At 73.9% G+C, this 16,775-nt stretch carries 15 protein-coding genes; 1 reads left to right on the top strand and 14 read right to left on the bottom strand.

The window, feature by feature from the left end; translation table 11 throughout:
* Positions 1-7 precede the first annotated feature (7 nt).
* The 5 genes from LWC33_RS08385 to LWC33_RS08365 are packed head-to-tail and all read right to left on the bottom strand — an operon-like array spanning position 8 to position 6,836.
* The gene (locus LWC33_RS08385; RefSeq protein WP_233303676.1) at positions 8-1,375 is read right to left on the bottom strand and encodes an MmgE/PrpD family protein; all 1,368 of its coding nucleotides are present in this window, start codon (positions 1,373-1,375) and stop codon (positions 8-10) included.
* Positions 1,372-2,730: an MmgE/PrpD family protein gene (locus LWC33_RS08380; protein ID WP_233303675.1), complete on the bottom strand. Its 1,359-nt coding sequence runs from the start codon at positions 2,728-2,730 to the stop codon at positions 1,372-1,374. The genes LWC33_RS08385 and LWC33_RS08380 overlap by 4 nt, the downstream gene beginning before the upstream one ends.
* The gene (locus tag LWC33_RS08375) at positions 2,723-4,039 is read right to left on the bottom strand and encodes an MFS transporter (protein ID WP_233303674.1); all 1,317 of its coding nucleotides are present in this window, start codon (positions 4,037-4,039) and stop codon (positions 2,723-2,725) included. The genes LWC33_RS08380 and LWC33_RS08375 overlap by 8 nt, the downstream gene beginning before the upstream one ends.
* Positions 4,040-4,075: 36 nt before the next feature.
* Positions 4,076-5,446, bottom strand: a complete 1,371-nt coding sequence (locus LWC33_RS08370) for an FAD-dependent oxidoreductase (protein ID WP_233303673.1) — start codon at positions 5,444-5,446, stop codon at positions 4,076-4,078.
* Positions 5,447-5,474: 28 nt separating this feature from the next.
* Entirely contained in the window at positions 5,475-6,836 is a 1,362-nt protein-coding gene (locus tag LWC33_RS08365; RefSeq protein WP_233303672.1) for an MFS transporter, read from the bottom strand.
* A 228-nt stretch (positions 6,837-7,064) separates the two neighbouring features.
* Between LWC33_RS08365 and LWC33_RS08360 the strand changes: the two genes are divergently transcribed.
* On the top strand, positions 7,065-7,745 hold the full coding sequence (locus LWC33_RS08360; RefSeq protein ID WP_233303671.1) for a GntR family transcriptional regulator: 681 nt from the start codon (positions 7,065-7,067) through the stop codon (positions 7,743-7,745).
* A 24-nt stretch (positions 7,746-7,769) separates the two neighbouring features.
* On the opposite strand, the gene LWC33_RS08355 is transcribed toward LWC33_RS08360, so the two are convergent.
* The 9 genes from LWC33_RS08355 to LWC33_RS08315 form a co-directional block, all read right to left on the bottom strand.
* Complete coding sequence (locus tag LWC33_RS08355; RefSeq protein ID WP_233303670.1) at positions 7,770-8,474, bottom strand: isochorismatase family protein; 705 nt, start codon at positions 8,472-8,474, stop codon at positions 7,770-7,772.
* Positions 8,471-9,874: a dihydroorotase gene (locus LWC33_RS08350; protein ID WP_233303669.1), complete on the bottom strand. Its 1,404-nt coding sequence runs from the start codon at positions 9,872-9,874 to the stop codon at positions 8,471-8,473. Before LWC33_RS08350 ends, LWC33_RS08355 begins: the two co-directional genes overlap by 4 nt.
* Entirely contained in the window at positions 9,871-10,764 is an 894-nt protein-coding gene (locus tag LWC33_RS08345) for an isocitrate lyase/PEP mutase family protein (RefSeq protein WP_233303668.1), read from the bottom strand. The genes LWC33_RS08350 and LWC33_RS08345 overlap by 4 nt, the downstream gene beginning before the upstream one ends.
* A gap of 113 nt (positions 10,765-10,877) precedes the next feature.
* Entirely contained in the window at positions 10,878-11,627 is a 750-nt protein-coding gene (locus LWC33_RS08340; RefSeq protein ID WP_233303667.1) for an SDR family NAD(P)-dependent oxidoreductase, read from the bottom strand.
* Positions 11,624-12,367, bottom strand: a complete 744-nt coding sequence (locus LWC33_RS08335; protein ID WP_233303666.1) for an SDR family NAD(P)-dependent oxidoreductase — start codon at positions 12,365-12,367, stop codon at positions 11,624-11,626. Before LWC33_RS08335 ends, LWC33_RS08340 begins: the two co-directional genes overlap by 4 nt.
* Entirely contained in the window at positions 12,364-13,440 is a 1,077-nt protein-coding gene (locus tag LWC33_RS08330) for an alkene reductase (RefSeq protein ID WP_233303665.1), read from the bottom strand. Before LWC33_RS08330 ends, LWC33_RS08335 begins: the two co-directional genes overlap by 4 nt.
* On the bottom strand, positions 13,437-14,153 hold the full coding sequence (locus tag LWC33_RS08325; protein WP_233303664.1) for a GntR family transcriptional regulator: 717 nt from the start codon (positions 14,151-14,153) through the stop codon (positions 13,437-13,439). Before LWC33_RS08325 ends, LWC33_RS08330 begins: the two co-directional genes overlap by 4 nt.
* On the bottom strand, positions 14,146-15,633 hold the full coding sequence (locus LWC33_RS08320; protein ID WP_233303663.1) for an aldehyde dehydrogenase family protein: 1,488 nt from the start codon (positions 15,631-15,633) through the stop codon (positions 14,146-14,148). The genes LWC33_RS08325 and LWC33_RS08320 overlap by 8 nt, the downstream gene beginning before the upstream one ends.
* A 29-nt stretch (positions 15,634-15,662) precedes the next feature.
* Positions 15,663-16,775 carry an NDMA-dependent alcohol dehydrogenase gene (locus LWC33_RS08315; RefSeq protein WP_233303662.1) on the bottom strand — a complete coding sequence of 371 codons (1,113 nt, stop codon included), beginning with the start codon at positions 16,773-16,775 and terminating at the stop codon, positions 15,663-15,665.

Raw genomic sequence — 16,775 nt, 5'->3', positions numbered from 1 at the left:
CCCCGACTCACCCCGTCTCGGTGACCAGGGACCGCAGCATGCCCGGGTCGGGGAGACCGGATCCCGTCACCTCCGCCGCGAACCCGGCGGACCGGTCCGCCGGCAGCTCGGTCGCCTCGCAGTTGCGGAGGAACTTCTCGACCACCCGCTCCGAAGCCCACGGACGGCCGGCACCCCCGTCGACGTCGTCGATCCGGACGGTCCGCACGCTGCCGTCGGTGCGGACGACCTCGATCTCCGCGGGGAACAGCGCCGGGTACCCGGAGTCGGGCCAGGGCTCCCAGTCGACCCGGGCCGCGACGGCGAGCACCTCGGGATCCGGAGGACCGGCGAAGTCGGACAGCAGCACCCGGCCGCGGACCGCCTGCAGCGCGACCACGTAGGGCAGGCTCCAGCGGGCCTCGTCGGCGCGGGCCGGGGCCTGCTTGGCCTCCCACGGGAGGGCGATCACCGCCTCCTGTCCCTGCGGGACGCGGCAGAGGATGCGAGCGATCCCCCGGTGCCCGTCCTCCCCCAGCCCGAGCCTCGCCACGGCCTCGACGAACGGGTGCAGGAAGTGACAGCACGGCAGGCCCTTGAAGGCCGCGTCCGCGAGGTGCCACCGGGATCCGAGGTCGGCGCAGAGCCCACCGAGACGGTCCGCCGCCGTCGGGTCCCCGGCGTAGAGGCCGAAGAACCCCCGGCCGCCCTCGAAGACGTCGCGGGCTCCCGTGATCCCGCCCTGCACGAGCTGCACCGCGGAGATGGCCGCCTGGGCGGCGATGCCGGCCTGGGCCGCCTTGCTCGACGCGCCGCGGCTGAGAAACGTGAAGTTCCCCGCGGAGAAGCTCGCGGCGACGGCGACGGCGTCGAGCAGCCCCTCACGGTCGAGGCCGGCGAGGAGGCCGACCGCGACGGCGCCGGCGACCGGCCCGGCGACCGAGGTGCCCTGGAACCCGGCGCGCTGGAAGCCGCTCGGGGTGGCCAGCCCGAGCCGGACCAGCACCTCCCACCCGGCGGCGAAGGCGCGCACCGTCTCCGGTCCCGTGGCCTTCCCGGCCTCGGCGGCCGCGAGCACCGCCGGGGCGAGGACGCTGCTGCCGTGCATCACCGCACCGGTGTGGGTGTCGTCGTACTCGAGCGAGTGCACGAGGGTGCCGTTCACGAGTGCGGCGTCGGCCGGGGTCGTGCCGGTGGCGGCGCCGAGCACGGTGCACGGCCCGTCCGGGCGCGCGACGCCGAGGAGGCCCGCCGCGGGCCCGAGCCGGGAGGCGGCCAGCCCGACCCCGAGGGCGTCGAGCAGGTGCAACCGGGCGGCCTCCTCGGCCGGCTCCGGCAGGCGCTCGGGCAGGCCGAGCACGCCGTCGGCCAGGATCTCCGCGGTCGTGCGGGTCATCGGTCCCCCTCGGCCAGCAGGTCGTCCAGCACCGGGCGCAGCGGGGCGCCGGGATCGAGGGGCGACGACGGATCGGTGAGCACCTGCAGCCGGTCGGCGAAGCCGGGCCGGACGTCCCCGGTGAGCGTGCGGTACTTGGCGAGCAGCTCCTCGCGCGTGAGGGGGCGGTCCGGTCCCCCGGAGGCCGACAGGACCGTCTCCGTGAGGGCACGGCCGTCGGCGAGGGTCACCCGGACCGTGGCCGGCCGGTCGTGCGGCGGCGCGGGTGGATCGGACCACTCCTCGATCGCGACGACCGAGCGGAGCCGGGCCACCTCCGGGTCCCGGAGCGAGGCACCGGAGAACACCGTGGCGGCCGTGTCCCGTGCAGCCAGGACGGTGGCGACGGCGTGGGGCAGGGAGAAGCGTCCGGCCAGCGTGGTCTCCGGCTCGGCGTTCCGCAGGGCGGCGGCCAGGGGGTGGGCCCGCACGTCGATCCGCTCGACCTTCGTGCCGGCCGAGCCGGCGGCGATCAGCGCGGCGGCCTCGACGCTCGAGTGCAGGTACTGGCAGCAGGCGTAGGGCTTCTGGTAGCCGTCCTGCACCGCGTAGCGCTCCCCCAGGTCCGCGGTGAGCGCGGCCGGGTCCGCGGTGGCGCCACCGACCCGGCCGAACACCTCGTCGAGCACCGCGGGGCTCGCGATCAGCCCGGCCGCGGCCATGTCCACGGCGACGAAGCCGAGCTGCGCGCCGGCACCCGCCCAGGCGTTGCGCACCGTGGCGCCCTCGGTGGCGTGTCCGAACGGGCCGGTGAGCGACATCGAGGCCGCACCGAGCACCGCCCGGGAGAACTCGTCCGTGGGCAGCCGACGGGCGGCGGCCACCGCGGCGGCCGCGCCGATCGGGGACAGGGTGGCGTGCGGGTGGAGCACCAGCGGGAGCGGCGGGCGGTACGCGCGCGCGACCCGGGTGACGACCTCGTACCCGACGGCGACTGCGGTCAGCAGGTCGCCGAGCGTCCCGCCGGCCGCCTCGGTCTCGGCCAGCGCGGCCGGCAGCGTGTACAGCGACCCGTGGCAGGTGGCGGGGCGGTAGCCGCCGTCGAGCTCGGTCCAGTTGGCGGCCACGGCGTTGGCCAGCGCCGCCCGCCGCCGTTCGGCCCGGACCCCGGGACGTCCCAGCACGGACGCCTCCGGCGCGCCCCCGGCCTGGGCCGAGACCGCCCGCACCTCGGGCTCGGCGTGGGCCCCGACCATCGCGGCGACGTCGTCGGCGACGATCGTGAGCGTCGTGCGGAGGACCGGCTCGGGCAGCCCGGCCGCCCCCGCGCCGGACCGTTCTGCGGCCCAGCCCAGCAGGTCGTCGAGCTCAGGCATGGTGCATCTCCGTCACCGTCGCGCGTTCCTGTGCCGTGTGCCGGCGGTGCGCGCCCCAGGCGCAGCCGGCGGCGAGCAGCGACAGCACGACGACGTACCAGGCCATCGCGGTGTTGCTGCCGGTCACGCTGTAGAGCCAGGTGGCCAGGAACGGCGCCGTGCCGCCCACGATCGTCGTGGGCAGGGCGTAGCTCAGCGAGGCCCCGGTGTACCGCGTCCGGGCCGGGAACAGCTCGCTGTACACCGCCGGCTGGGGCGCGTACGCGGCGGACTGGACGACGGCGAGCCCGAGCACCATCCCGAGCAGGATGATCCAGGACTCACCGGTCTCGATCATGGCGAAGTACGGGAAGACGAACAGGGCGGCGCAGACCGCCGCGACCGCGACCTGCCTGCGCAGGCCCACCTTGTCGGACAGCCAGCCGAAGAGCGGGATCGAGACGAGGTAGCACACCGACACGATCGTCAGGTGGTTGATCGTCTCGCCCTTCGGCACGCCGAGGGTTCCGGTGACGTACGCCAGGGTGTAGGTCGCCACCGTGTAGTAGATGGCGTTGTTCGCCGCGCCCAGGCCCGCGCCCAGCAGGACCGAGCGCCAGTCCTCGCGGAACACCTGGGCGATCGGCAGGGCCTCGACCTTCCCGGCGTCCGCGGTCGCGGCGAAGTCGGTGGACTCCGCCAGCCCACGCCGGATGGCCAGCCCCACGATCACGATCACCGCGCTGGCCAGGAACGGGATCCGCCAGCCCCACTGGTCGAAGGCGTCGCCGCTGAACGCGGACGCACCGGCGATCACCAGGCTGGCCAGCAGCAGTCCGGCGGGCGAACCGATCTGGGTCGACGACCCGAACAGGCCCTTCCGCCGGGCGGGCGCGTTCTCGACGGACAGGAGCGCGGCGCCGCCCCACTCGCCGCCCAGCGCCACGCCCTGCGCGATCCGGCACAGCACGAGCAGCACCGGCGCCCACACCCCGATCGTGGCGTAGGAGGGGATACAGCCGATCAGCACCGTCGCCGCACCCATGATCAGCAGGGTGGTGATCAGGACGTTGCGCCGGCCGAGCCGGTCACCGAAGTGACCGAACAGGATGCTCCCCAGCGGGCGGGCGACGAAGCCGACGGCGAAGGTCGCGAAGGCGGCGAGGGTCCCGACCACGCCCTCCTCGGTCGGGAAGAAGAACATCCCGAACACCAGGGCGGCGGTGGTGCCGTAGATGAAGAAGTCGTACCACTCGAGGGTGGTGCCCACGAAGCTGCCGAGGGCGGCCCTGCGGGACTGGCGGGCGGGGGCGGGGGGATCGACGGACACCGGTGTCTTCCTCGTCTTCTGTCGGAACGGGCCGGGTCAGCGCAGGCCGGCGGCGTGTCGGCCGGCGAGCATGCCGAGGCCGAGGGCGGTGAGCAGCCCGTTGCCCGACGAGTAGCCCGCGCCGCCCGCCCGCCCGCTCACGCCGGCGGCGACCCCGCCCGCGGCGTACACGCCGGGGATCGGGCCCGCCTGGCCGAGCACCCGGGCGTCGGCGTCGACCTGGACCCCGCCCTGCGTGTGGAACAGCGCCGGGATCGCCTTGACCGCGGCGTACGGCGGCTGCAGCGGGCCACGGCCCCAGTCGGTGCGGCCGGTGGGGTCCGTGCCCTCGCCGGCGGCCGCGGCCCCGGCGACGTCGAGGCTGCGTTGCAGCTCCGCCGTGTCGACGCCGATCGCGGCGGCGAGAGTCGGGACGTCGGGCGCCTCCTTGACCCCGCCCGCCGCGAGCAGGTCGGCGAACTCCTCCTCGTGCGCGGCGACGGAGTCCCGGATCGAGGTGTCGAAGACGACGTGCACGGGACCGTCGACCCGCGAGACGTCGGCGGCGAAGCCGGAGTAGCCGATCGACTCGTCGCCGATCCTGGCACCGTGCGCGTCGACCAGGATCCCGCCGTGCTCGACAGTGGTCCACGAGGTGATCGAGCCGTGCGGGCTCGCGACGGCGGCGTAGCCCTGGAAGGCCTCGGCGTTGCCGAGCGTCGCGCCGAGGTCGAGCAGCCAACGGATCGCCTCGCCGGTGCTGCCGTGGGCGCCGAGGTACTCCAGGCCCGCGGCCTGCGGCGCGAACCGGGCGATCATGTCCGGGCTGGCGCCGAAGCCGTTGCCGGCGAGCACGACCGCGCGGCAGCGCAGGGTGTAGGTGCCCGAGCGGCCCCCGGAGACGACGACCCCGCGGACCGCCCCGTCCTCGACGACGAGCCGTTCGACCGGCGAGTGGGTGAGCACCTCGACCTCCGCGGCCTTGCACGCCCGCAACAGGTCGGCGACGAGGGCGTGCCCCTTGCGCGACGGCGGCGCGTGCAGCCGCGGTACCGAGTGCCCGACGTGCTTGTAGTCGGTGATCAGCCGCAGGTCGATCGCATGGGTGTCGACCAGCCACTCGACCAGGTTCGCGCTCGCTCCGGCGAGCACCCGGACGAGGTCCTCGGCGTCGTGCGGGCCGGACTGGCGGAGCAGGTCGGCGGCCAGACGCTCGGGCGAGTCGTCGATCCCCGCCTCGCCCTGCCAGCGCGTCCCGCCGCCGGGCACGGAGCCGGTGGACAGGGCGGTGTTGCCGCCCGCGCGCTCCTCCTTCTCCAGCACGACGGCGGTGGCGCCGCCGTTGGTCGCGGCGAGCGCGGCGGTGAGCCCGCCGCCGCCGGCGCCGACCACGACGACGTCCACATCCACTTCGGCCTGTTCGGGCACGGGGGTCCTTCCTCGATCGGGGTACGGGTCAGCCGGTCCGCAGCGCGGTGCCGCGGGTCTCGGCGAGGGTCAGCGCGGTCCCCACTGTGACGACGGCGGCCGCCACCAGGAACCATGCGGGGGCCAGCGGGCTGCCGGTCAGCCCCAACAGCCACAGGCAGATCAGTGGCGCCGTGCCGCCCACCGCCATGCTGGCGAGGTTGAAGCCCAACGCGATGCCGGTGTACCGGACCCGCGAGGGGAACATCTCGGCGAACGTCGCGAAGACGACGCCCATGAGCGCGGACTCGGGCAGGCCGAGCACGACCTGGGCCAGCACGGCCGGCACCAGGACGCCTGCGTTCATGACGGCGAAGCAGGGTACGGCGAGCACGCCGAACGCGATCGCGGCCACCAGGAGCACCGGTCGCCGCCCCCACCGGTCGGAGAGCTTCCCGAAGAACGGCATGGCGGCACAGGACACCATCAGCGTGACCGTGGTCGACCAGAAGGCGGCGGCGGGGCTGAACCCGCCGGTCCGCTGCAGGTGCGTGGACGCGTACACGTAGGTGACGTAGTAGCCGGCGAACAGCAGCGTCGACAGGCCGAGGGTGCGCAGCAGGGCGGGCAGGTGCGCCCGGAGGAGCTCGACGGCGGGAGCGGACGCCTGCCCCTCCCCCGCCTCGAGCTCGTCGTCGGAGACCGAGTCCTCGAGGCGGAACCGGATCCACAGACCCACCAGCCCCAGCGGCAGGCTGAGCAGGAACGGGATGCGCCAGCCCCAGGCCGCGAGCTGCTCCGACGTCAGCACCGAGGTCAGGATCGTGACCGCGACGGACGCGAGCAGCGCGCCCGCGAGCGCCCCGAGCTGGACGGTCGAGCAGAAGAACCCGCGCCGGGCGGCGGGCGACTTCTCCGCGACGTACGCCGCCGCGCCGCCGACCTCGCCACCGGAGGCGACGCCCTGCACGCACCGCGCCGCGACCAGCAGGAACGCGGCACCGACGCCGATCGCGGCATACGTGGGGAGGACGCCGATGGCGACCGTGGCGAGGCACATCGACAGGATCGTCGCGGCGAGGATGTGCGAGCGGCCGAAGCGGTCGCCCAGGTGCCCGAAGAGGAGCCCGCCGAGGGGACGGAGCACGAAGGCCGCGGCGAACGTCGCGAAGGTGGCGAGCAGGGCCGTGGTGGGGTCGGTGCCGTTCGCGAAGAAGACCACCGAGAGCACCGTGGCCAGATAGCCGTAGATGCCGAAGTCGTAGTACTCGACCACGGAGCCGACGAGGCCGGCCGCCACCACCCTGCCGTCGATCGACTCCGGCGCGGCCCCGCCCGTCGCCGTGGTCCCGGCCTCCGCCGCGTCGCCGGGACGCTCCCGGCCCGCGGGGGACCTCCTACCCGTCTTCACCGCCAGCACCTCCTTGTCCTGCCGGCCGCGGCTCCCGCGGCACGGGCCTACGCTGCGGCATAAACTGACAACTGTCAACAGTTTGCGATCCGCGACCCGATTCGACTGCCCTCCGCAGCAGCTCAGTTACTATTCGACGTGTCGACAGTTCGAACCGATCGGCGATCGCAGCCGGACGGGCCGCCCACCGGACGCCCGCGTCGCCCGCGACCGCGGCGAGGAGACCCGGTGACCGAGCAGAACCGCCCAGCCAAGCTGGGCCCCGTGGCGACCTTCGCCGGGCGCAGCCTGGAGGTCCTGCGCGACATGATCCTCGACGGAACGCTCGCCCCGGGCGAGCGGCTCAACGAGGTACACCTGTCGCAGGCGCTCGGGATCAGCCGCGGGCCCCTGCGGGAGGCCATCCAGCGCCTGGCGAGCGAAGGCCTGGTCGAGGCCGTGACGCACCGCGGCGTGTACGTGCGCTCGTTCTCGGCCCGGGAGCTCTCGGACTTCTACGAGCTGCGGATCGCGCTGGAGACGCATGCCGTGCGCCTCGCCGCCCGCTACGCCCCGCAGGAGCGGATCGACGAGGTCGGCCGGATGCTCGACGACACCGAGTCCAGCATGGGCTCGGACTCCACCGGGTCCTACCCGGCCGACGCCGACTTCCACGCCCGCCTGGTGCGACTGGCGGCGAACCCCCCGCTGGTCCAGGCCCTCACCGACGTCGGGCGCAAGATCCAGCTGGCCCGGGCCCGCTCGGCACACCAGCCCCGGCGCGCCCGGACCGCCCTCGACGAGCACCGGACCATCGTCGCGGCGCTCAACGACCGGGACGGCGACCACGCCGCCACGCTCCTCGAGGCCCATCTGACGAGCTCGCTCAACAACGCCCTCGCCGTGCTGCGCGCGGCCGAGCCCGACTGAGGGCCCGGCCGCGCACCGCGTGGCTCAGGCCCGCGGGGGCAGCTCCGCCAGCGCGCCCAGCAGGGCGTCGGTGGTGGTCACGTCCGCGTACTTCTGCGCCATGTCGAACAGGTTGACCTCGTGCACCACCGGGCTGCGGTCGTACACGGCGTCGGCCGGCACGCTGACCCGGAAGTTGTACGAGAAGGCGTCGGCCACGCTGGAGCGCACGCAGCCCGAGGTCGTGCACCCGGTGACCACCAGCGAGTCCGCACCGGTCTCGACCAGGTAGCTGACCAGCGGGGTGCCGAAGAACGCGCTGGGGTGCCGCTTGGGCACCAGCACGTCGCCCTCGACCGGCGCGACGTCGGCGACGAACTCGTAGCCCTTGGCCGGGATGTCCATGATCCCCGGCACCTTGGCGCCGAGTCGTCCGGCGTCGTAGGACTGCTTGGGCGCGACGTGGGGGTAGAGGATCGGCCAGCCCTTCTCCCGGAAGGTCGCGACCAGCTTCGCGATCCGCTCCACCGCGGCCCAGCCGACCTCGCCGCAGCTGGTCGGGAACTCCTTGACCGCCTCCTCGAAGGGGGCGGGCGTGGTGCCGACGGTGCGGTACTGCACGTCGATGATCAGCAGGGCGGGCCGGGCGCCCAGGCCGACGGGCTTGCCGAAGCCGGCCAGGTCGTAGTGACGCAGGGTGGTCTCGTCGATCACCCCGGCACCGCCGACCGTCCACACGGGATCCGTCACACGAGCTCCTTCTGCGAGGCGAGCGCCGCGGCGCCGCCGTTGGTCCGGGACAGGTATGTGCCGGTGGGCGTGGCGGCGAGCTCGCCGTCGCGCACCGCGAACCGCCCGCGGACGAGCGTGTGCACCACCTTCAGCGGGATCTCCCGGCCCTCCCACGGCGAGTACTCCGCCACGGAGTGCTGGGTCTCGGCGCGCACCGTGGTGGTCGCGTCGAGGTCGACGACGGCGAGGTCGGCGTCCGAGCCGACCCGGATGGTGCCCTTGCGCGGGAACAGCCCGAACAGCTGCGCCGCCCGCGTGCTCGTCGCGTCGACCAGGCGCTCGAGGTCGATGCCTCGGCGGAGCCCCTCGCCGACGGTCGTCGGCAGGACGAGGCCGGTGCCGGGGAAGCCCGCGGACGCCGTCCAGATGTCCTTCTCCTTGGCCGTGCGGTGCCGGGAGTTGTGGTCCGAGCCGACGGTGTCGACCGCGCCGGACCGCACGCCCTCCCACAGGGCCTCGACGTCCTCGGTGTGCCGGATCGGCGGGTTGACCTTGCCGTAGGTGCCGCAGTCGGCGTCCGTGGTCAGCGTCAGGTACTGCGTGCAGGTCTCGGTGAACAGGTTCGGGTACGCCGTCTGCTGCATCCGCATCGCGTCCAGCGCGGCCTTGCTGCTCGTGTGCACCGCGTAGACCGAGGCACCGGTCTGGCTGGCGAAGTACGCGACCCGCTGCACCGCCTCGGCCTCGACGACCGGCGGGCGGCTGCGGTACCAGGCCTCGAGCGGCGGGAGCGACTCGTCCCGCGGCTGCTCGCGCAGCTTCCACACCAGCTCGATGTTCTCGGGGTGCGGGCACACCAGGGCACCGGCGTCGGCCGCGCTGCCCAGCAGGTTGTACATGTACGCGTCGTCGTTGCCGGGCAGGCCGAGGTACTTGCCCTCGTCGCCGCGGAAGTTCATGAAGAACTTGAAGCTGGGCACACCCAGCTCGCGCACGTAGTCCGGAATCGAGGCGACCTGCTCGTCGGTGCCGAGCACGAAGTGGAACCCGTAGTCGGTGTGCGAGTTGCCCGCCATCGCGGCGTCCGACTCGGCGAAGACCTTCTCGTAGGGGTCTGCGCTCATCAGGTAGATCAGCATCGAGGTGATGCCGCCCGCGACGGCCGAGGCCGTCTCGCGCTCACCGTCCTCGGGGTCGCGCGGCACCCGGATGTCCTTGCCCAGGTGCACGTGCGGGTCGATGCCGCCCGGCAGGACGACCTTGCCCGCGAGGTCGACCTCCTCGGCGGCCGCCACCTCGGCGTCCCGGGCCACCAGCCCGCTGATCACCCCGCCGGTCACGAGGACGTCGAGCTCCTGCAGGCCGGCGCCGTGCTGGAAGGCCCTGCCCCCGCGCAGCCTCAGGTCGTGCGTGCTCACCGCACCCGCCTCCGTTCCGCGGTCGCTGCGTACCGCTCCTCGAGCCGGTCGAACTCGGGCTTGCGCACCAGCGCCTGCCGGTCCTCCCAGCTGATCATCAGGTGTCCCGCTTCCCGGGTGTCACCGTGCTTGTCGAGGTGCGCGAGGACCTCGCGCATCCCGACGACCGCACCGCGCATCGTGGCATTCGCGTACAGCGCCACCGCGAAGCCCAACTCGCCCAGGGTCTTGCGGGGCAGCAGCGGCGTCCGACCGCCCTCGACCATGTTGGCGATGTGCAGTCCCGGCACCTGCGTCGTGATGTACCGCATCTCGTCGGCGCTCTCGGGCGCCTCCACGAAGATGACGTCGGCGCCGGCGTCCAGGTAGGCGGCGGCGCGCTCGCAGGCGGCCTCGAGGCCCTCGGTCGCCCGGGCGTCGGTGCGGGCGACGATCACCAGGTCGTCGTCGCGGCGGGCGTCGACGGCGGCGTGCACCTTGCCGACCATCTCGCCGAGCGACACGACGTCCTTGCCGCTGAAGTGCCCGCACTTCTTCGGGCTGATCTGGTCCTCGAGCTGGACGGCCGCGGCGCCGGCCCGCTCCAGCCTGCGCACCGTGCGCTGCACGTTGAGCGCGTTGCCGAAGCCGGTGTCGGCGTCGACCACGACCGGCAGGCCGACGACGTCGCAGATGGCGTCGACGTGCCCGCACAGCTCGTCGAGGGTCAGGATGCCGTGGTCCGGCACCCCGAGGTAGGTGTTGGTCACGCCCGCGCCGGTCACGTAGACCGCGTCGAAGCCCGCGTCCTCCACCACCCTCGCCGTCAGGGCGTTCGCCGCACCCGGCAGCACCAGCGGCCGGTCCGGCGCCCCGATCAGGGCGCGCAGGGTTCGCGCCGGGGTGGTCATGGAACCTCCTGGAGGTCGATCGATCGTGCTCGGCCGGGGCGGTCGACGCCCCGTGTTGCCACTCTGTAACGGAAACTGCCAACTGTCAACAGTTTACGGCGGCGAGTCGGCGATCAGCCCGGAACGCGGGCCAGCAGCCCCCCGTCGACCAGCACGGAGGTGCCGGTGACGAAGGCCGCGTCGGGCGAGACGAGGAACGCCACCGCACCGGCGACGTCCTCGGGCGTGCCCATCCGGCCGATCGGCGCGGCCGCCGCGGCACCGGCGGCCGCGGCCGCCGGGTCGGGCTGGGCGTCGAAGTAGCCCTCGAGGTTGGGGGTGCGGATGAACCCCGGGCACACGGCGTTGACCCGGATGCCCACGGGAGCGCCGTCGAGCGCCATGGCCTTGGTCAGCGCGAGCACCGCGCCCTTGGACGCGACGTACGCCGCGTCCTGCGGGAACGCCGCGAAGGACGCCGTCGAGGCCACCAGGACGATGGATCCGCCCGCGGGGACCATGGCCGGCCAGAGGTGCCGGTTGAGGCTGTGGATGCTGGTCAGGTTCACGTCGAGCTGGCGGTGCCACTGCTCGGCGGTGAGCTGGTCCAGCGCCCCGACGACGGTCTGCCCGGCGGCGTGCACCACGACGTCCGGGGCGCCGGTGCGCTCGATCAGGCCCGGCAGCTCGGCGTCGACCTCGGCCGCGCCGGCCACGTCGAACGCCGCGGTGACGGCGTCCGGCCCGCACTCGGCCGCGGCCTCGGCGAGCCGCTTCTCGTCCCGGCCCAGCAGCACGACCCGGTACCCGTCGGCGGCGAGCCGCACGGCGGCGCCGCGGCCGATGCCGGAGCTCGCCCCGGACACATAGGCGATGCGGCTCACGGCGCTCCCATCGGCAGGGCCGGCTCCCCGGCGGTCCATCCGCCGTCGACCGGCATGACGACGCCGGTCACCGCGGACGCGGCCGACGAGGCCAGGAACGCGATCACCCGCCCGATCTCCTCGGGCTCGAACATCCGCCCCATGGGCACCCGCCGGGACACCGCCGCGTCGAGCTCGGGGGTCATCTGCTGCTTGGCCATCGGGGTGAGCGTGAAGCCGGGGCACACGGCGTTGACCCGAATCCCGGCCTCGGCCCAGTCGATCGCCATCGAGCGGGTCAGCGCGGCGACCGCGCCCTTCGACGCCGAGTACGCGGACTGGTGCGGGAGGCAGACCAGCGCCGCCTGGGAGGCGACGTTGACGATCGCGCCCTTCGCCGCGCTCAGCGCGGGGTACAGCGCCTGGGCGGCATGCACGATCCCGCCCACGTTCACGTCGTAGGTGCGCCGGAAGTCCGCCGGGTCGGTCTGCTCGACCGGCAGGTTCTCGGTGATGATCCCCGCGCAGTTGACCAGCGCGTCGACGTGTCCGTGCTCGGCGACCGCGGCCTCGGCGGCGGCCTTCGCGGCGGCCGGGTCGGTCAGGTCGAGCGGGCCGTACTCCTTCGTGCCGCTCAGGTCCCAGCCGACCACGGTCGCGCCCTGGTCGCGGAACACCTCTGCGGTGGCGGCCCCGATGCCCGAGGCTGCGCCGGTGATCACCACGACCCGGCCGTCGAAGGGTGCCTGGATGGTGCTCATGCGTCACTCCCCTGCCAGCTGGGGTAGTCCGTGTAACCGGCGTCCCCGGGCGTGTAGAAGGTCGACTCGTCCCACTCGGCGCGCGGGATGTCCTCGCGCCAGCGCCGGACGAGATCCGGGTTGGAGATGAACAGCCGCCCCACGCTGACCAGGTCCGTCTCGGCCCCGACCAGCGGTGCGACGTCGTCGAGCTCGCTGCCGCCGAGGTAGCCGGTGTTGAGGACGTAGGTGGTCGGCCAGCGCCGGCGCAGCTCGGTGTGCAGCGGCGACGAGCGCCGGCGCAGCGTGTGCAGGTAGGCGGGCCGCAGCGGCGCGAGGGCCTCCGCGAGCGCGAGGTAGGTGTCCTCGTTGCCCTTGTCCGCCATGTCGTTGAACTGACCGCCGGGCGAGATCCGCAGGCCGACCCGGTCGGCGCCGATCCGGTCCGCGACGGCCGCGGTCACCTCGACCACGAACCGCGCGCGGTTCTCGGGCGAGCCGCCGTAGGCGTCCGTGCGGACGTTGGTCCCCGGGGACAGGAACTGGTGCAGCAAGTAGCCGTTGGCGCCGTGCAGCTCCACGCCGTCGAGACCGGCGCGCACCGCGCGGGCCGCCGCGGCGGCGAAGTCCTCGATCACCTGCGCGATCCCGGCCTGGTCGAGCGCGACCGGCTCGGGCGCGGGAACCATGACGCCGTCGGCGCGGGCGACCTCGACGTCCGCCCGGACCGCGCTCGGCGCCACCACCTGCGCGTCCGCGGGGATCAGGCTCTCGTGGCAGATCCGGCCGGTGTGCATCAGCTGGCAGAAGATCCGCCCGCCCGCGGCGTGCACCGCGTCGGCCACCCGGGACCAGGCCTTCTCCTGGTCGTCGGTGTGCAGGCCGGGGGTGCCGGGGTAGCCCTGCGCCGCGGCGCTGGGCTGGGTGCCCTCGGTGACGATCAGCCCGGCCCCGGCGCGCTGGGCGTAGTAGGTGGCCGCCGAGTCCGGCAGCACCCCCGCGACGTCCGCCCGGTTGCGGGTCATCGGGGCCATGACGACCCGGTTGGCCAGCTCGATCCGGCCGAGCTTCCAGGGTTCGAAGAGCGTGCTCATCCGGCCTTCCCGTCCGCGAGCGTGGGGTGGAGCAGTGCCAGCGTGTTGCGCAGGGCCGCACCGAGGTGCTCCCGCATGGCCTCCCGCGCACCGCGCGCGTCGCCCGAGGCCAGGGCGTCGACGAGCCGGTCGTGCTCGCCGACGGCCTCGACCGCACGCGACCCGGTCGCCCCCGAACGGGAGCGGGCGAGCCGCAGCTCGGCGTTGACCTGTGCGACGGCGCGTGCCAGTCGCTGGTTGCCCGCCTGCCGGACCACGAGGTCGTGCAGGTCGTGGGTGTCGAAGATCCCCGACCGGCCGCTGCGCGCGACCTCCTGCCCGGCGGTGCGCGCGAGCCCGCGCAGCTCGGCGACGCCGGCCGCGTCGATCCGCGTGGCGGCCAGCTCGGCCGCCTCCGCCTCGAGGGCGATGCGGACCTCGAACAGCTCCCGGACCTCCTCCAGGTCGAGGGTCCGGACGAACGCCCCGCGGTGCGGCTCGACCGTCACGAGGCCGTGGTGCTCCAGCCGGCGCAGCGCCTCGCGCACCGGCCCCCGGCTGACCCCGTAGGACCGGGCGATGTCCGCCTCGGAGAGCCGGGCGCCCGGCGGGTGCTCACCCTGGACGACCGCGTCGCGCAGCAACGTCTCGACCCGGTCGGCCAGCGTGAGGTTGGAGCGGTCGATCGGCAGCGGGGCGACCTGCGCCGTCCCCCCGGCCGTCCCGTCAGCCATGGATGTCGACGCAGACCGTCTTGACGTCGGTGTAGTCGTGCAGCACCTCGTGGCCCATCTCGCGGCCCCAGCCGGACTCCTTCATCCCGCCGAACGGCATGCTCGGGTCGAAGACGCCGTAGGTGTTCACCCACACCGTGCCGGCCTGCAGCCGCGCCGCGACCCGGTGTGCCCTGGCCACGTCCCGGGTCCAGATGCCGGCCGCGAGACCGTAGCGGGTGTCGTTGGCCGCCCGGATCACCTCGGCCTCGTCGGTGAACCGGTGCGCGACGACGACCGGGCCGAAGATCTCCTCGCGGGTCACCCGGGAGTCCGCCGCGGTGTCGGCGATGACGGTCGGCTCCACGAAGTAGCCGGTCTCCCCGACGCGCCCGCCGCCGGTCAGCACCGTGCCCTCGGACCGCCCGGTCTCCAGGTACGCGCTCACCCGGTCGAAGTGCTCGCGGCTCGCGAGCGGCCCGATCTGGGTGGCCGGGTCGAACCCGTCGCCCACCCTGATCTGCTTCGCCTTCTCGACCAGGCCCGCCACGAACTCGTCGTACACGCTGTCGTGCACGTACAGCCGCGAGCCCGCGGCGCAGGCCTGCCCGGCGTTGAAGAAGATCGCCTCCGTGGACCCGGCGATCGCCTTCTCCAGGTCCGCGTCGCCGAAGACGATGTTCGCGCTCTTGCCGCCGAGCTCGAGGGTGACCCGCTTGAGGTTGCCCCCGGCGGCGTCGAGGATCCGGCGGCCGGTCGCGGTCGAGCCGGTGAACGACACCTTGTCGACGCCCGGGTGCGCGGCCAGCGCCGCGCCGACCGTCGAGCCGTAGCCGTTGACGACGTTGAGCACGCCCGGCGGGATGCCCGCCTCCAGGGCGAGGTGCGCGAGCCGCAGCGCCGAGAGCGGGGTGGCCTCGGCGGGCTTGAGCACCACGGTGTTGCCGGCGGCCAGCGCGGGTGCCACCTTCCACGAGGTGATCACCAGCGGGAAGTTCCACGGCACGATCAGGCCGACGACGCCGAGCGGCTCGCGGCGGGTGTAGGTGAGGTACTCCCCCGGCGCCGAGATCGGGATGGTCTCGCCCTCGATCTTCGTGGCGTAGCCGGACATGTAGTGGAACAGCCCGGCCGCCGACGGCACGTCGCCCGCCTGCGCGATCGCGTACGGCTTGCCCTGGTCCAGCGTCTCCACCCGGGCCATCTCCGGGGCGTCGGCGAGGATCAGGTCACCGAGGCGCCACAGCGCGGCGGCCCGCTCCCGCGGGGTCATCCGCGGCCAGGGGCCCTCCTCGAAGGCCGTGCGGGCGGCCGCGACCGCCCGGTCGACGTCGGCCGCCTCGCCCAGCGCCACCCGGGTGAAGACCTCGCCGGTCGCCGGGTTGACGGTGTCGAGCTCACCCCCGCCGAGGGCCTCCACCCACTCGCCCCCGATGTGCAGGCGGGTGTGCTCCACCGGCCGGGACGCCAGGTCGGCCGGGGTCTCGGTCACTGCAGTCATGCGTGTCGTTCCTCTTCCGGGACGGGAGCTCAGTGCTGGTGGACGAGGACGCCGCGGATGTTGCGGCCGGCGTGCATGTCTTCGACCGCCTGGTTGATCTCGTCGAGCGAGTAGCGGCGGGTCACGAGCTCGTCGAGGCGCAGGACGCCGCTGCGGTAGAGCTCCAGCAGGCCCGGGATGTCGGCGGTCGGGTTGCAGTCGCCGTACATCACGCCCTTGATGGACTTGGCGAAGTTGGTCAGGTCCTGCGGGCTCACGGCCAGGTGCTTGTCCGAGGAGCCGACGGAGACCAGCACGCAGCGCCCGGCCTTACCGACGGCGGCGAAGACGTCGCCGATGATGTCGCCGTCGACCCGGCCGACGGTCACGATCCCGACGTTGACGCCCTGCCCGTTGGTGAGCTGGTCGATCAGCGGCCGGGCCTCGGCGATCGAGCCGAACGCGGCGGTGGCGCCGAAGTCCTCGGCCCGCTCCTGCTTGTAGGGCACCGGGTCCACGACGATCACGTGCGCGGCGCCGGCGATCCGGGCGCCCTGGACCGCGTTGGCGCCGACCCCGCCCAGACCGGCGACGAGCACGACGTCGCCCGGGCGGACCGGGCCGCCGTTGACCGCGGCGCCGAAGCCGGTGGCCACGCCGCAGGAGACCAGGCAGGCCAGCTCGAACGGGATGTCGTCGGCGACCTTGACGGCCTGGTTCTCGTGGCAGACCAGGTAGTTGGCGAAGGTGCCCAGCCGGGTCACGCCGCCGACGTCCGTGCCGTCCGTCGCGTGGAAGCGGGCGGTGCCGTCCATCGCGCGGCCGTGCTCCATGCCCGCGCCGTTGTCGCAGATGTACTGCTGACCCCGGGCGCAGTAGCGGCACTTGCCGCAGGCCGGGATGAACAGGGTGGCGACGTGGTCGCCCACCTCGACCTTGGTGACGCCCGGCCCGACGGCCTCGACGATCCCGGCGCCCTCGTGGCCGCCGACCATCGGCAGGGTCACGGCCAGGTCGCCGGTCACGAAGTGGTCGTCGGAGTGGCACAGCCCGCTGGCCATGACCTTGATCCGGACCTCGTGGTCGCGCGGCTCGTCGAGCTCGAGGTCCTGGACCTCCCACTTCGCGCCGACCTCGTGGATGACGGCTCCGCGTGCCTTCAT

Source organism: Pseudonocardia terrae, assembly GCF_021343995.1.
Taxonomy (GTDB): domain Bacteria; phylum Actinomycetota; class Actinomycetes; order Mycobacteriales; family Pseudonocardiaceae; genus Pseudonocardia; species Pseudonocardia terrae.
This window is presented reverse-complemented; position numbering and strand designations above follow the sequence as displayed.

Excerpts from the sequence above, each read along its gene's own strand:
- LWC33_RS08325 (WP_233303664.1), bottom strand. The coding sequence starts at position 14,153 with ATGGCTGACGGGACGGCCGGGGGGACGGCGCAGGTCGCCCCGCTGCCG.
- LWC33_RS08380 (WP_233303675.1), bottom strand. The coding sequence starts at position 2,730 with ATGCCTGAGCTCGACGACCTGCTGGGCTGGGCCGCAGAACGGTCCGGC.
- LWC33_RS08385 (WP_233303676.1), bottom strand. The coding sequence starts at position 1,375 with ATGACCCGCACGACCGCGGAGATCCTGGCCGACGGCGTGCTCGGCCTG.
- LWC33_RS08330 (WP_233303665.1), bottom strand. The coding sequence starts at position 13,440 with ATGAGCACGCTCTTCGAACCCTGGAAGCTCGGCCGGATCGAGCTGGCC.
- LWC33_RS08345 (WP_233303668.1), bottom strand. The coding sequence starts at position 10,764 with ATGACCACCCCGGCGCGAACCCTGCGCGCCCTGATCGGGGCGCCGGAC.
- LWC33_RS08315 (WP_233303662.1), bottom strand. The coding sequence starts at position 16,775 with ATGAAGGCACGCGGAGCCGTCATCCACGAGGTCGGCGCGAAGTGGGAG.
- LWC33_RS08320 (WP_233303663.1), bottom strand. The coding sequence starts at position 15,633 with ATGACTGCAGTGACCGAGACCCCGGCCGACCTGGCGTCCCGGCCGGTG.
- LWC33_RS08335 (WP_233303666.1), bottom strand. The coding sequence starts at position 12,367 with ATGAGCACCATCCAGGCACCCTTCGACGGCCGGGTCGTGGTGATCACC.